The sequence below is a fragment of the Photorhabdus sp. RM71S genome (genome assembly GCF_042879355.1).
GTDB classification, from domain to species: domain Bacteria; phylum Pseudomonadota; class Gammaproteobacteria; order Enterobacterales; family Enterobacteriaceae; genus Photorhabdus; species Photorhabdus kayaii.
In genome coordinates this window covers 1-15,237 of the sequence record NZ_JBHFKV010000013.1, presented here as the reverse complement: position 1 = coordinate 15,237, position 15,237 = coordinate 1, and the positions used below count along the sequence as shown (strand labels likewise).

The 15,237-nt window shown below is 40.3% G+C and carries 11 protein-coding genes; 5 read left to right on the top strand and 6 right to left on the bottom strand.

Translation table 11 applies throughout. The features are described 5' to 3' along the window. Window positions 1-2: 2 nt before the first annotated feature. From ACGF5R_RS09360 to ACGF5R_RS09340, 5 genes are read left to right on the top strand one after another with little or no spacing between them, the layout of a single operon-like run. Window positions 3-4,394, top strand: a complete 4,392-nt coding sequence (locus tag ACGF5R_RS09360) for a condensation domain-containing protein (RefSeq protein WP_387690583.1) — start codon at window positions 3-5, stop codon at window positions 4,392-4,394. Window positions 4,395-4,418: 24 nt separating this feature from the next. Beyond that, complete coding sequence (locus ACGF5R_RS09355; RefSeq protein ID WP_112877763.1) at window positions 4,419-5,576, top strand: efflux RND transporter periplasmic adaptor subunit; 1,158 nt, start codon at window positions 4,419-4,421, stop codon at window positions 5,574-5,576. After that, window positions 5,560-6,225 carry an ABC transporter ATP-binding protein gene (locus tag ACGF5R_RS09350; protein WP_112877681.1) on the top strand — a complete coding sequence of 222 codons (666 nt, stop codon included), beginning with the start codon at window positions 5,560-5,562 and terminating at the stop codon, window positions 6,223-6,225. Before ACGF5R_RS09355 ends, ACGF5R_RS09350 begins: the two co-directional genes overlap by 17 nt. A gap of 2 nt (window positions 6,226-6,227) precedes the next feature. Further along, on the top strand, window positions 6,228-7,451 hold the full coding sequence (locus ACGF5R_RS09345; RefSeq protein ID WP_262979943.1) for an ABC transporter permease: 1,224 nt from the start codon (window positions 6,228-6,230) through the stop codon (window positions 7,449-7,451). Between the two features lie 34 nt (window positions 7,452-7,485). Next, the gene (locus ACGF5R_RS09340) at window positions 7,486-7,716 is read left to right on the top strand and encodes a phosphopantetheine-binding protein (protein ID WP_262979942.1); all 231 of its coding nucleotides are present in this window, start codon (window positions 7,486-7,488) and stop codon (window positions 7,714-7,716) included. 13 nt (window positions 7,717-7,729) lie between these two features. Here the strand turns inward: ACGF5R_RS09340 and ACGF5R_RS09335 are convergent, their stop codons facing one another. The 6 genes from ACGF5R_RS09335 to purC form a co-directional block, all read right to left on the bottom strand. Further along, a complete protein-coding gene (locus ACGF5R_RS09335; RefSeq protein WP_262979941.1) occupies window positions 7,730-8,905 on the bottom strand; it encodes an alpha/beta hydrolase in 1,176 nt (391 codons plus the stop codon). A gap of 71 nt (window positions 8,906-8,976) precedes the next feature. After that, window positions 8,977-9,696, bottom strand: coding sequence for a nucleotidyl transferase AbiEii/AbiGii toxin family protein (locus ACGF5R_RS09330; RefSeq protein WP_112877686.1), 720 nt, complete (start codon window positions 9,694-9,696; stop codon window positions 8,977-8,979). Continuing rightward, entirely contained in the window at window positions 9,689-9,907 is a 219-nt protein-coding gene (locus ACGF5R_RS09325) for a hypothetical protein (protein ID WP_387690579.1), read from the bottom strand. Before ACGF5R_RS09325 ends, ACGF5R_RS09330 begins: the two co-directional genes overlap by 8 nt. 224 nt (window positions 9,908-10,131) lie before the next feature. After that, the gene (locus tag ACGF5R_RS09320; RefSeq protein WP_112877690.1) at window positions 10,132-11,784 is read right to left on the bottom strand and encodes an ABC transporter ATP-binding protein; all 1,653 of its coding nucleotides are present in this window, start codon (window positions 11,782-11,784) and stop codon (window positions 10,132-10,134) included. Next, window positions 11,781-13,496: an ABC transporter ATP-binding protein gene (locus ACGF5R_RS09315; RefSeq protein WP_387690577.1), complete on the bottom strand. Its 1,716-nt coding sequence runs from the start codon at window positions 13,494-13,496 to the stop codon at window positions 11,781-11,783. The genes ACGF5R_RS09320 and ACGF5R_RS09315 overlap by 4 nt, the downstream gene beginning before the upstream one ends. Before the next feature lie 752 nt (window positions 13,497-14,248). Beyond that, window positions 14,249-14,962 carry a phosphoribosylaminoimidazolesuccinocarboxamide synthase gene (gene purC / locus ACGF5R_RS09310; RefSeq protein ID WP_387690575.1) on the bottom strand — a complete coding sequence of 238 codons (714 nt, stop codon included), beginning with the start codon at window positions 14,960-14,962 and terminating at the stop codon, window positions 14,249-14,251. Window positions 14,963-15,237 lie beyond the last annotated feature (275 nt).

Here is a 15,237-nt window from a genome sequence, read left to right as displayed (position 1 = left end):
TAATGGAATATAGTGACAATTATTGGCCGTTGAATTATACACAGCTCCGTTTAGCTATTGCTAACACTGTTGCTGACGATAAGTCTGTCTTCAATGTCGGTGAATTCGTCAGTTTCAGTGATAATATTAGTTTGGCAAGATTGAAGCAGGCCATTATAACCATTCATCACTTCAATGATGGTTTTTCCTTACGTTACCGTATTGCTGAACACAATATTTTTCAGGAGAAGGGATCTACACTGGTCGAAGTGATACCAATAAAACTGTCAGAGCCAATAGTAGAACCAGCGGCAAAAGCGGATTTTGCAAAGAGAACAACTCAACCGCTAGCGCCTGAAAAGGGTGTGACGATAAGGCATTATCTTTACTTTAATGATGTTGGGTGCTATTTCTGGGGAATCATCGCTCACCATATTGCCACAGATTATTGGGGCATAGGTCAGTTGATTCATGATGTTTTGTCTTGCTATGAACAACAAACATTCCACCCAACATCAGCGCCTATTTTTACCTATCAGGCTTACCTTGACGAAGTTAAATATAAAGCAAACGTGCATTATGCCAACAACAAAGAGTATTGGAATAATTACCTCAACCAACTGCCCAAATTAGAGGATTATGCCCGTAAACGCCTATTTCCCTCAAAAGCAATTAAAGTAAGCCGGCCGCTCACCGCAAATAACGGTGGTTTTACCTTTAATGATAAATTAATGATGATACTGGCTCTATGTCTGCAAATGACCAAACGAGGTTGCTTATCAACAAGTATCATCAATTTACCCTTCTCTAACCGACATGATAAAGGAGAGTACCGCTATTATCGCCCGGCAATGAACACCTTGCCTCTGATGGTTTCTTTGGCCCCGCAGGCAACAATAAAACAGATCCTCGTAGCAATGCAGTTGCAAATTAGTCTGCATAGCAAACATAGCCGTATTGATATAAATGATTTAAATGATGAAGCAATCAGTCGAGCAGATCAATTTACTGCCGCTCCCTATGTTAATCTGCTACATGAGCTTGAACATGATCTTATGAAAGATAATCGCGCCATTCGCGGTTGTATGACTTCCGGCGCAGTCAATAATTATGGTATTAACATCCGGTTTTCTCCTGATGGGAAATCAGCATTAGTTGAATTGGATGTGGGGAGCCGCCTGTATAGTCATTTTGCCGCCCATACTCTGATCGACGATTATTTACGTATTTATAGTACGATTGCAGAAAATATTAATGAAACGGTTGAGACATATTGGGGGAAATATAAAGAAATTGAACCAACGGATAATATTATATCTAGCCTAGATAACCCAGAAAATATTGTCGTTAATCACCCTATCAAAGAGAATATTATTGGTCGAATAGCACAAATATTTGCAGTGTCACCGGACAAAAAATCAGTCATTTATGGGGATCAAGCAGAAATAAACGCCGTGCATTGCCTTAATTACCGTGAACTTTACCGCAAATTATCCACTTTCAGTCAATTGTTATTATCCTGCCCACTACAAAACCGAAGGGTAGCCGTATTATTGCCCAGAGGGGTGGATTCCTTATTATCTATATTATCCATCCATACTGCGGGATTATGTTTTGTCCCAATCAATATGACATTTGGGCAAGAAGAGATAAATAATATATTAAGTAGCCTGAATATTTCTTTATTAATCACTGCTCGTCATTACCATGAAAAAGTAAACGGTGTTAATAATACGCACATTCTCTTTATCGAAGATATAGAAACTCGCCCTTCCGAGATATTTCTGGGGCATGATATAAAACGTCCCACAACTCAAGAAGACGAAGCCTATATCTTTTTCACATCAGGCACCACAGGTGTACCGAAAGCAGTACCGATAACGTTTAAGGGGCTTTATGCCTATTTGGCGGCAATGACAGAGCAGTATGATATTAAACAAGATGACGTTATTCTCAATTTCAGCACACCCGTCTTCGATGCTTATATTGAAGAGGTGTTCGGATGTTTTTATCAAGGCGCTACATTAGCCATTGCCAATGATAATATGATCGTTGAACTGGAGACACTATTTTCATTCTGCCATGCACAATCGGTCACTATAGTTAATTTTCCTACCAATTATTGGCATCAAATTGTCTTTTTCCTACATTCAGCCATTAAAGAACTCGCACCTTCGATTAGAATGACAATTATCGGTGGCGATCTAGCAATGGATAAAGCCATTCATCATTGGTTGGAAAAAGTAGGATGCGGTATCTCCTTGATTAACTCTTATGGCCCAACAGAATGTTGCGTTGTGGCTAGCAGTCACAAAATAGATGATAAATTTCAACCCGGTAATATCATTGGTAAAGCGCTAGCAAATACCACTATCGTTATTCGGGAATATGGAACTAATAAGATCATTAATGGCAGTAGTGGAGAAATATGCATCCGTGGCGATTCTATCTGTACCGGATATATTAACGATAATCAGTCAACTTCACGTAAATTCTTACAGTTGAACGATGGAGAAATCTATTATTTAACCGGAGACCGTGGATTTTACGATGCCCAAGGTAATTTAAATTTCATTGGCCGTCTGGATAAAGAGCATAAAATTGACGGGAAACGTGTCGATCTGGATGAAATGCAAAAATTACTTACAGCGGCGATTAATATTGATGACATTCATTTAACGATAAAAGAAAATGAAACGGGGTACCAATATATTAATATATTTATACCTGATAGATCATGCTCAATCACACGTCACGAAATCGTCTCATTTTTGCGTGGATGTTATCCAAAATTGCAGGTACCTTTTATTGTCGAATTATCATCACCCAACAATTCTGTTACAATATCAGAGTTGAATAAAGAAGATAATATTTCGCAGATTAAAGGCGAAAAACGAGAAATATTTTTTACTTTATGGCGGGAAGTTTTTGGCGATAGCGATGGCATTGTTGATGAAGAGACTAATTTCTTTGACGCAGGTGGTACTTCGCTTAAGGCATTATTATTAATTAACAAGATCCAGCAACGTTTTAATTGTTCTATTCACCTGGAAGATTTCTATCACGCCCCTAGATTAGGTTATCTATTACAATCTGTCATTCAACAAGGGCAAATACCGGTTTTAATCGATAAAAATAACACTTGCCTGACAGAACAACACGACCAGTATTATTGGATCATCGATACTATCTCTAATCGTTCCGGCGCTCATAATATCCCACTATATTATCATCTGACCGGCGAGATTGATTTAAAGAAATTACGTTACGCTTTGCTGTATATCATGCAATATTTCCCTGCCCTCTGCCAAAGAGTCACCATAATAGATGGGCAACTCTCTTTAACCCTTTCACCTGTTATTGAAGAGAATCTGCCTTTCGAATATATCGATTTAACTCATGCTACCGGCATCAATATTGAGATTTCATTCCGCAAGATCTTAAATGATATGGCATTTAAACCGATGGCGTTACAGGATAATCCACCGGTATATTTTAAGTTGTTAAAAATAGCAGAACATAAGCACTACCTTTTATTAAATTTTCATCATGCATTCTGTGACGGGATGTCGATTGCTCATGTGTTGCAAAAATTATCTTCCGCTTACGCAGATAATGTACCAAAGATTGAAGCCACGACGGAAACAAGCATTAATCTCATTAATCAGCGCATGTCAGACGAAACATTAAATTTTTGGACAGAAAAATTGTTCAACGTCCTTTCGGTTGCCCGACAAGATAATGATTCATCGGAAGCTCATCTTAGGGTCCGAGGCCGACGTTATTCAATGCCGTTGTCTCCACAATTAATTGCCGCACTATCCAGCACGCAGAAAAAATATGCGGTGACTCTGGAACATATTGTGATTGGCGCATTTCTGATGACCATTAACTCATTACTCAATAAAGATGAGATTATCATAGGTATTCCTTGTGCCAACCGCGCTCCTCCCATACCGTTTGACAGTGTTGGTAGCTTCGCAACCACTCTACTGCTGCCCTACGTTACTGCGGAAACTTCGCTGATTAACGTATCCAGGTATGTCCGCGATTTTCTGGCAGACGCGAATACTCATTCCAATGTCTCACTGGCCTATTTGAAACAACATCTCCATCACCACCACGGTATGCAATTGCCGGAAGTCACTTATTATTTCTCTTCTCAAATAGGGTTTGAAACCGGTTTATATCTTGGTGAAACCCGTTGCACCAAAGAAAAAATCAAGGGACTCAAGCCTAAAGGAGATATCGCGCTCGAACTGATCAATTTGCCAACTGGGATAGGTCTGGAATGGCTCTACGATGATGATATTTTCTCTGAAGATATCATCAGCGACATGGGGCTGTTTTTGATTGATTTATTGGATTGCATAGGCACTCAGCATGACCTGATGCCTGGCAATATGGAACGATAACAAATAGTAAAATGGATGCTGATTGTGCTGGTCAAAAAAAAGAAATGGGTTGTTATCACCATCATCATGATCGCTTTTCTTGCCGTGGCTTATAACAACTTTAGCCAAAAAGAGACATCTACGGTGATGACAGAACAAATCATCACCGGAACGTTAGGTGATGTTATTACTACGGTAAATGCTGCCGGTGTTGTACAACCAACCAGTCAGGTCAATGTTGGTAGCCAAATCTCAGGCCAGTTAACCAAGTTATATGTTGAAGTCGGGGATAGCGTTGAAGCAGGTAAGCTGGTCGCTAGCATTGATGATACTTTTTATCGTACTAAAGTTGAGGCAAGCCGAGCGCGATTAGAAAAATTGCGAGCCATGTTGCAGGAGGAACAATATGCTTATCAGCTTCTGGTCATCACGGAAAAGCGCCAAAGAGAGCTTAACCTGCACTCCGCAACCAGCCAGCAGCTACTGGATGAGGCTGCTTTTGGCGTCAAAAAAAGCCAGGCCAGAATTGAAAGCCTCCAAGCAGACATCAGGCAAAATGAACATATTTTGCATAGTGAAGAAGTCAGCCTCAGTTATACCCAAATCTATTCGCCGATTGCTGGCGTAGTGACTGCAATTCATGTTGACCCCGGGCAAACGCTAAATGTCAATCAACAGACACCGGTTCTCATGCAAATTGCCGACCTCAAAAATATGACTGTTTATGCAAAAGTTTCCGAAGCAGATATTAACCAAATCGTGACGGGGCAAAAAGCTTCCTTCAAGATCTATAGTACAAATCAGCATATATGGCACGGTAATGTTAAGAAGATTATGTATAAGCCCGATCTCATTAATAATGCCGTTTATTATACCGTGCTATTTGATGTCCCTAATGATAATTTCCTGCTCAAACCCAGTATGAGTGCGGATGTCACTATTGTGACCCACGAAAGCACCGGCGTAGTGACCATACCCAGTGACATACTGAATAATAAACGGCATCAACCTTTGAACGATGATCTAACTACCTATTTTTTACGTGAAATGAAAGATGGAAACATCGTAGTAAGAAAATTATTGATCGGTCATAACAATGGAAGACGTTCAGTCGTTGTCAGCGGATTGCAGAATAACGAGCAGATCATTGTACTTTCCAAACAAGATAATCTTGGAGGTAGTAACAATGATAACGCTAAATAATATCTGCAAAACCTACGGCAATGAGAGTAAACAGCATCTTGTCCTGAAAGATATTTGCTTAACCATAGACCAGAATGATTATGTTGCTATTCTTGGTCGCTCCGGTTCAGGGAAAAGTACCTTATTGAATATAATAGGGCTTTTGGATATCGCCAGTGCGGGAGAATATCTTATTAACGATCTCACGGTAACTCAGCAAAAGATTCATTCATTGGCGCTTTTACGGCGAAAATATTTTGGCTTTGTCTTTCAAAATTATAACCTGCTGGAAAACTACCGTATTGATGAAAATATCTTGATGCCCATGTACTACTTAAAAAGAAACTTCAATTATGACAGAGAACATTTCCGTTACTTAATCGATCGTCTCCAGCTCGACAATTTATTAGATAAATACCCGCGCCATCTATCAGGGGGAGAACAGCAACGCGTTGCTGTCGCTCGCGCTTTGATCAACAATCCAAAGTTTATTATTGCTGATGAACCTACCGGCGCGTTAGATACCACTAATGCGACCAACCTCATGCAGCTTTTTACTGAATTACATCATAATGGATGCGGCATCATTCTAGTAACACATGACCAAGTTGTTGCTGAATATGCCAAACGCCGGCTATATCTGGACAGTGGTTGTTTGGTGGCTCAATGAGCATGAGTAAAATAACCTTAAGATTTAATGCTTATTTAACCGTTATCCTGTTCAACCTCAAAATGGCGGTACGCTCTCTTACCGCTCATAAAACACGAGTCTTCTTAACTCTATTATGCATTGCCATCGGGGTAGCTTCGATTGTGATCATGCAAGCAATTGGTACAGAAACCAAGCATCATATTGTTAAGATGGTTTCTTCAATGGGAAGTAATATCATTTCAGTAAAATACAAGGGACAAAAAAACGGCGCTTTCGATTCCCATAATAATTATCTGACGCAAGAGGATATAACGTCACTTTCAGGTAACCCCCATATTAGCCACAGCACTCTATTTTATACTGCGCCAGGAACAATAGTTTCGCCACAAGGCTCTGCTGATGCTCAATTGATTGGCGCTAATGCAAATATCGCGATTATCCGTAATCTGGTGATTGATCGTGGACGTTTTTACACACCACAAGACGATGCTGCCTTGGCAAATGTCGTGGTTTTGGGAGCATCTCTGGCCGAGCGACTCTTTCCACAAAAAGAAACCGCATTTGAGCAGAGCATCAAGATCAACGATATCTCAATGCAAGTTATCGGTATCCTGACACAGAAAGGCGAAGGCATGGATGCAGGCGTCGATGATGCCGCATTTTTGCCAGGCAACAGCTATTTGGTACGGCTGTTCGGCCATACACCTCCTGGCGGTATGGTGTTGAAAGCCAAAGATGCCTCTCATATTGAGCCGGTTAAATACGCTCTTGAACAACGGTTGTCACGGTTTAAACATCAACAAAGCTATGAGGTACGTAATACCACCGAGTTGTTGAAAACGTTGCATGAGACCCAGTCAAAAATTAATCTTTTCCTACTGTCAATATCATCAGTGACCCTCTTTGTTGCGGGCGTCAGTGTGATGAATACGATTTTAATCAGTGTTAAAGAACGTAGAAGAGAAATTGGTATACGGCTTGCTGTAGGGGCAAGTTATTCCGATATTTTTTACCAGTTTCTTACCGAAGCATTTTTAATTTCACTATTGGGAACATTATTAGGATTGTTATTCTCATTTATCGGTTTCAGAATTTTATTACTATTTGATATTGCGGTTGGTTTCTCTTTCTACTCCTTTTTACTCGCTTCCCTCGCAGCCTGCTTTATTACCGTAGTATTTGGTGTATATCCATCACATCGCGCAGCCGCATCAGCGCCAATCGAAGGTATCAGAGAATTGTAACTTGTTTTGTTTCATAAAACTTTTTGGAGACACAATGAAAAATCAGCTTATCTATGAAATTTTACATCGAGAAATCAGAGCGCTTCACCCGGAAGCAGAAATAATACCGGAGGATGAAAATCTTTTTGATATCGGTTTCGATTCGATAAAAATGCTGATGCTGGTTGATCAGCTAAAATGTGCGGGGTATCCAGTCAACTTTGCAGATTTAGCGCGATGGCCGACAATTAACGATTGGGTCAAACTGCTGGCAAAAGATAAATAGCGCTTTCATTATTTCATGATGAATGGTGGATGATCCACGCAGACAGATCCGCAATTACCTGCTCCGGTATCTGACCTGGTTGCAAATAATCCTCTCCACCATCACATCCTGTTGTAGGCAATAAAATATGATTCAATCCAGTGTAGAGTTTGAACTCTGCCTGCCTATTATTTTGCAGTGCAGTTTTCCACATCGTGAAATCAACATTATGCAAAATCTGGAAATCCTGATCTCCCTGGGCAAAAAATAACGGCATTGCAGGCAAGCTGTTTAAGCAGTCAAATGCATGATAATTCTCAATCTGTTTGAGATAACTATCCGGCACTGACAAAAAGCGCTCAAGAGATACTGTATCTTGCTCTTTCCCACTAGGTAATTGGGATAAAATCACCCGGAGTAAATTACGGAAAGGCGCCGCCAACATCGCAATACCCGTAACATTTAAACCCGATTTTTGCTGTAAGTTCTTTGCAATTAATGGGCTGACATATCCGCCGAAACTGTGCCCAACCAGAAATACTGGCACATCGTGAAATTCAACATGTCCCATCAAACCAGTCAGAATATTACAAGCATCATCAACAATTTCCGTATTGAGATCGACAACCTCAGGGTTCATATTTCTCTGCCGGATACGGTAATAACGTTTGTCAAAACGTACACTCGCAATTCCATATTGACTTAATTCATGTGCCAACATACGAAACAGTGGATTAGGCCCAACATCATAATCCATCGAATGCGGACCAGAACCCGCAAGCAATAGTACAAGTGCTTTGGCATCATTATATGGTGATGGCAAACATACCAAACCATCCGGGACATCTCTAAGACCAAACGTCTTTAACGTTTTTTCGATAAAAATACCCTGTTTTGCATACGCATCAGGTATTGGGCATCGAGATAACGTGAGAGAATCAATTTGCCGATCTTTAATCCCAATATAAAGATTAAACTTTCCATTGAGAGTATTTAGCCGTAAATGACAAGCACCTTGCTGCTGATAAATAATATCGATATCTGAGTTATACAAACTGTCTGCCAATACAGTTAAAGCTAAATCATCAGCAGCCATACGCAATGATTCATTCATTAATTCCCTGGCTGCTTCCCATTGCTCATTAAGCAATGTGGTTATTAATATCTGTATTTCACCTTCCAATGTGACAATTAAATTCTTAATAAGCATGTAATTACTCAAATCTGACCATATTTACTTAAAATTCATTTAGCTCTGCTTCATACTAGTACTATCTTAGATTAATAATCGCGATAATAACTATCTAGCTCAGGAGGAACAAATTCCAACTTCAGGGTATTAACTATCTTCTCCTGATTTTCAGCAGAAATAACCAAATTCTTCATGCACCTATCAAAATAAGCTTGATTATTATTCAGCATTTGAATGGCAGAATCGTAAGCTTTATCAACCGTAATACCATATGCAGAGCGCGCTTTATTCCAAGCTTCAACGGGGATACATCCCCATTCGGACTGCATCATGCTGAGATCGATGAGATCTTTACTCTGCGAAGCTTTATCAAGGCCACGATCAGCGTTAGCCAAGAGTTTAGCTGCCAATAGATCTACTTTACCTAGCGTTGGCACACCAAGAATACGGGAGCCAAACGAAAGATCCAGTCGGGATTCACTAACAAATTCAAGCCTAATAGGAACACCATCAACATTGATGCGTCCTCTAACACCATATTGATCTTTTTTAATCTCTCCAATGGTGGGCATAGGTGATGTAAAAAGTGGGGAAAAATCTGTCCCATAAAGGGCTGAACGAAGCTTACTGTAACCTTCACGTGAAGAACACAAAAAATCAATATCGACCGATTCCCTATATTCAGAAAGCATCATAACTATTGCAGTACCCCCTGCAAAATAGCAATTTGCGCCATCAAGAAATCCATGTGATAAAGAACTTAATACTTTCGCAATACGATTATGATGCTCAAGACGAAAATTAGACATTCAAAAAACCATGCCCCTGTTCATGGATGAGTCGTTCAATCAACTGACGCTCTTGAGGTTCAAGCTTATCTTCTTCGACATATTTCCAATTGCGTTCGTAAAACGCAAGCGCATCACGATCAGTTAGCTCCGTATCCTCAACCAGATACCAGGCACAATTTTTCATTTGTGGATAATCAGCAATTTTCACCATAACAACCTCTCTTTTCATATTTACAATATAGCAGAGTGAACTGCCAACTCAACCATATTGCAAATGCCCACATGTTCATCGCAGTAGCAACCACGAAGTAGTCATGCAGATCTGATTCAAGTTTCATAGTAAAAACAGACTGTTTACCCATAATCCCTCCTCGTTTGATATAAAAAAGTATATACCATTTCATTATTGAAACCCACTCCTACCAACTTAGCCAGGAGTGGATATCAAGTAGATTATGCTAACTCTCTCCGCTGTTGAACGGTAACAATATGGTCCGCCTTAGCGAGAAGATCAGCATTCTGTGAAACAACAATCCATAAACCTGGCCAGCGCTTAGGTAAAACAGTCCATAAACGACGGGCTGTATCCGTATCTAATGACGAATCGCAGTTATCAACAATATAAACGTCAGCGGGACGACATAGCATCCTGGCCAATGCCAAACGTTGACGCTGGCCGCCAGATAATTGACCGGCACTGCCAGAATTAATGACGGTATCAAGTCCCTCTGGCAATTCATATGAGCCGGGCGTTAAACCTACCGCCTCCAACGCCTGTACCATGACATCATCATCAATATCCTTATCACCCAACGCGAGGTTTTGTCTGACGGTGCCACCAAAAAAACCCGCTTTCTGTCTGGCATATCCGATACGTGGATTCCGCCACCAATTTTCATTTCCCAGAACCTCTCGGTTATTCCACAGTACACTGCCAGAACTGGATTTTTCCAGACCAATCAGATAACGCAAAAAGGTGGTTTTACCCGAACCTATATCACCAACAATGCCAATAACCTGATTAGCTGTTGCTTCAAACGAAACAGGGGGTTGGTTTTTTGAATATGTCAGATGATTAACGCTCAGTTTATGCAGAATTTCACCTTGCTCATATTCTTTGGTCTCTTTTTTATCTACTTTATTTGCCAGAAACTGTCTGATTCGTCCATAACACACATCAGCATTTTTATAATAGGCAACCGACCGACCAAAGAAGAGTATCTGTTCACTGATCCAACCGATATAGGTTAAAAATAGTGCCAGATTCCCTACAGTAAAACTGCCATCAACGATCCGTTTACTGACTATCAGTAAAACAGCCGACGTTCCAAGTATGACAATATTTTTGAACAGCCCAGAAAGAAGGTCAGTAAATACCTGATGTTTGGCTTGAATCGCCCGTCGATTGACAAATTTCCGTGATAGATTCTCAATCTGCCCCTCCATTTTGTTGCCAAGGCGCAGGTCGCGTATCCCCGTTAAGACGTCAGTAATCTTGCCAGCAATATCCCCTTGCGATTGACGTTTACTCTTCTGTAAATTCCCTACCTTGCGTTTAAGTATCGCCCCGACCCAAAGGCCCACAATCATAGGCATAAGAGCAAGTGTGGTTATTATGTCAGTGTTGATAAGCACAACTAATGCGATAATTAAAAGTAATGCGCGGTAAATAAAATCAGAGGTCCAACTCAGAAATTCCGCAATTTCATCACTATCATCACGAATACGGTTCAGAATATCGCCTTGAGAAAAAGTCTGTCTCTGATTACGGGAACAATGGCTCACTCCCCACAAAACCCGCTCTTTCAGGTAAGCACTGACTTTGAAGATTAACGTAAAGTCAAAGGTTAATCCCAGGAACAAAAACAGCGATCGCAAGACCATTGTGGCAATCGCAGAGGCAAGCAACCACCAGACGACAGGGTTAGTTGGCTCATTCATCGCTCTATCAAGTAATTTGCTGATTTGGTAACCAATCAACAGAGGAAAACCATGCATCAGTGTCCACACAAACATGGTAACGAAATAGAGAGGAGCAAACTTTTTTATCAGTTCAGTCAAGGCCGGTAACATTTTAAGTTTAGTTGATACATTGGATATAGTCATACCATGAGCCCATGATTACTCGTTAACATTGCGATTTCTGTTTCAGGGATTCGTTGTTGAATCCGCCCATCATCGATAATGATAATTTCATCAACAACCGAAAGCGTGTGAAGGCAATGTGCAACCATCACGACAGTGCAATTGTGGCTTAACTTTTCAAGCAATTTCAGCCAACTCTTTTCCGTTCGGGGATCAAGTTGAGAAGTTCCTTCATCAATAATCACTAACGAACAATGCTGTAGCATCACTCTGGCACCCGCTATCATTTGAATTTCTCCTGCTGATAGCATCAGACCATTAGTACCAACCTGTGTATCAAGGCCATCAGGTAATGCCCTAACCCATTCAAGCGCATCTAATTCCTGGAGAACCTCCCAAATTTGATCGTCAGATATTTCATTACTGAAAAGCGTTAAATTTTCCCGTAGCGTTGCAGAAAACAGATGAGTACGTTGACTAAGAACAGCAATCTTTTTTGCAAATTCTTCCGGTTTAATCGTTGAGACATCGACATTGCCAATTGTCACTCTTCCTGAATCAGGTCGCGCAAATCCACACATCAAATTAAGAATGGTACTTTTTCCCGCTCCCGTTCTACCAATGATGCCAATTTTACTCCCCGGAGCGACGTAAAAATTAACACCATGCAAAACCTGCGTTTCTTCTCCGTTATAACTGAAATCAACATTATCGAAATGAATAGAGAGAGGACCATCAGGCAATAAATTATCTAATGATTTATCAGGGGTACCTTCACTTAACATTTTTGCCGAAAGTGACAACGCAGCAAATAATTTCTGTATCAGCTCTATTTCTGATGACATATCCTCCACCGGCTCCCGAAGTTTATCAACGTAGAGATAAACCATCGTTAATGTACCGATGCTTAAGCTATTTTCACCAAGTAATTGAAGCCCAAAACCAAAACCTATACCGAAACAGAGTGCAAAGAAGAGCTGAGTAATTGGCCAAAAAACCCTGCCACCAATATAAGCGCTGCGTTCAAATTTAAGCAACATTGACAGCTTCCTACGAAACGCAACGGCAGGCCAATGTGCCTGCGATAATGGCTGTAAATCATCCATTGCATGTAATGAATCACCGACAAAACCAAAAATCCGGGCTTTTTCATTTCGCGCAATTAGCCAACGACGGACAGAAAGTCTGGTTAACTGAATCAGCACATACGCCACCAGTATGACGACAACCCCTATGGCAATACCAGCCTGAGGCATAACGCTGAATATAATGACCAATGTCCCTAATGTCAGCGCTAAATTAGCAATGGCCTTAAAACCTGCTTTAGAAATCGTTTTTCCTATAATATCAGCATTACCTTCGATATTTTCCAGCAACTCGCCCTGTGATCGTCGTTCTATTTCCAATACAGGTAAAACCGTCATCACATGGTGAAAGAGCTTATATCTAATGATATCAGCAATGCCCCAACCGGCCTTAGTGTTCATGTAACTGGTTACCAGACTACCGATAACACCAATCGACGCAATAAAAACATAAATGATGGCCAACATGATGAGTTGATCAACAGTCGTTCCTGATGTCGCCTTATCAACATAATTCCTGATAATATAAGGACCGCTTAGATCGCACGATAATGTAACGGCTAAGGCCAAAAACGCACATACAACTGTCCCCTTAAATGGTATGGCACTCTGTAGCAATATCCGCCATACAGTTAAATTCTTTGACATCACGCTTTTCATCTTTAGGTTATGGCACCTCATTAAAATTAGCGATGTTATTTGCAACATCTGTATATGCAGCCAACATCAAGGTTATTAATAACAGATCAATCACAACAGCAAGATCTGGTTCACATTTAGCAAAATGCAATTATCGCAAAATACCCGCATTTATCACGATCTGATTGAAATGTTTATAAACGCTATCACAAGAAAATAGCCGAAAAATAAACTTGATACCTTATTCTACGATGTCAATACCTTTATACCCGTTATCTTTCAAGTTGCCTCTTTGTTGGCTGCACTCGCTCACCCCGGTCACATAGTTACCTATGCTCCCGGGGATTCACTCCCTTGCCGTCGCGATGCATCTTGAAATCTATAGGGTATATCAGGTCATTTAATAACCTAATTGTCAGATACATTCTCAATATGAATAATGAACAATAAATAACTTATTCCAAACGATAAATCATAAATAGAGTGAAAAATAGCAATAATTCCAATGAATTATAATGATTTTTACAAATATATAGCGACTATATAAATGAATTCCTATTCAATATTAACGTACCTTAAATTGCCCGTAATTTAAACAATTCATTACTACAACGCAGGGGGCTATTCTATATCAAATTAATTCATATTAACTACTCATATTGTCAGATAATATTTGATCATAAAAGGCCAGCGAAAAAATCACAACCAGAATCACTGGTACCAATAAAAGGGCCTTTCGGCCCAAGTAATCGTTTGCGCAATTAGTCCAAAAGAACACCGATACGGTGCGCGACTTCCTCATACGCTTCAATCAGGCCACCAAGGCTTTGACGGAAGCGATCTTTATCCATTTTGTTCAACGTCTCTTTGTCCCACAAACGGCTACCATCAGGAGAGAATTCATCCCCTAGAACTATCTGCCCTTTGAACAAACCAAATTCCAGTTTAAAGTCAACCAAAATCAAACCCGCATCATCAAACAATTTTCTCAATACTTCATTGGCCTTGTAGCTTAACTTTTTCATTTCAGCCAGATGCTCTTTGCTAACCCAGCCAAAAGTTTCACAATAGGACTCATTCACCATTGGATCGTGCTTAGCATCATTTTTCAGAAACAGATCGAACAGAGGTGGATTCAATACCAGACCTTCCTCAACACCAAGGCGTCTGACCAACGAACCCGCAGCCCGATTACGCACAACACATTCAACCGGCACCATATCCAGCTTTTTAACTAATACCTCAGTGTCCGATAACAGTCGTTCCATTTGCGTCGGAATCCCTGCTTCTGCCAATTTGCTCATAATGAAATGGTTGAATTTATTATTCACCATCCCCTTACGATCAAACTGTTCAATACGCTCGCCATCCAATGCTGATGTATCATTACGGAACTCCAACACTAACAAATCAGGATCATCCGTGGTGTACACCGTTTTTGCCTTTCCACGATACAACTCAGCTTTTTTTTGCATCTTATATACTCCAGAGATATTACTACTGTATAAATACCATAAATAAATAATAAAACAGATTGTCGATAAAATCCTGCCCAAGGGGCTGATTTTTTCTATAGTTATCTGAACAGTCTAAAAAACAGCCAAACATCATGCTAAAAAACTTCCTCTCTTCCCTAATCAACCTGAACTCTGGATAAAAAAATGGAACTAAGTGCCTGTTCCAAGATCAAAATTTTCGACCAAGAAAAAAACGATCTTATTAGGAACAGGCATGGATAAACTAGTTGAAC

What these genes read in the sequence shown, in the direction of transcription:
- ACGF5R_RS09325 (WP_387690579.1), bottom strand. Translation starts at nt 9,907, where the DNA reads ATGAAAAGAGAGGTTGTTATGGTGAAAATTGCTGATTATCCACAAATG.
- purC (WP_387690575.1), bottom strand. Translation starts at nt 14,962, where the DNA reads ATGCAAAAAAAAGCTGAGTTGTATCGTGGAAAGGCAAAAACGGTGTAC.
- ACGF5R_RS09315 (WP_387690577.1), bottom strand. Translation starts at nt 13,496, where the DNA reads ATGTCAAAGAATTTAACTGTATGGCGGATATTGCTACAGAGTGCCATA.
- ACGF5R_RS09320 (WP_112877690.1), bottom strand. Translation starts at nt 11,784, where the DNA reads ATGACTATATCCAATGTATCAACTAAACTTAAAATGTTACCGGCCTTG.
- ACGF5R_RS09340 (WP_262979942.1), top strand. Translation starts at nt 7,486, where the DNA reads ATGAAAAATCAGCTTATCTATGAAATTTTACATCGAGAAATCAGAGCG.
- ACGF5R_RS09330 (WP_112877686.1), bottom strand. Translation starts at nt 9,696, where the DNA reads ATGTCTAATTTTCGTCTTGAGCATCATAATCGTATTGCGAAAGTATTA.
- ACGF5R_RS09350 (WP_112877681.1), top strand. Translation starts at nt 5,560, where the DNA reads ATGATAACGCTAAATAATATCTGCAAAACCTACGGCAATGAGAGTAAA.
- ACGF5R_RS09335 (WP_262979941.1), bottom strand. Translation starts at nt 8,905, where the DNA reads ATGCTTATTAAGAATTTAATTGTCACATTGGAAGGTGAAATACAGATA.
- ACGF5R_RS09345 (WP_262979943.1), top strand. Translation starts at nt 6,228, where the DNA reads ATGAGTAAAATAACCTTAAGATTTAATGCTTATTTAACCGTTATCCTG.
- ACGF5R_RS09360 (WP_387690583.1), top strand. Translation starts at nt 3, where the DNA reads ATGGAATATAGTGACAATTATTGGCCGTTGAATTATACACAGCTCCGT.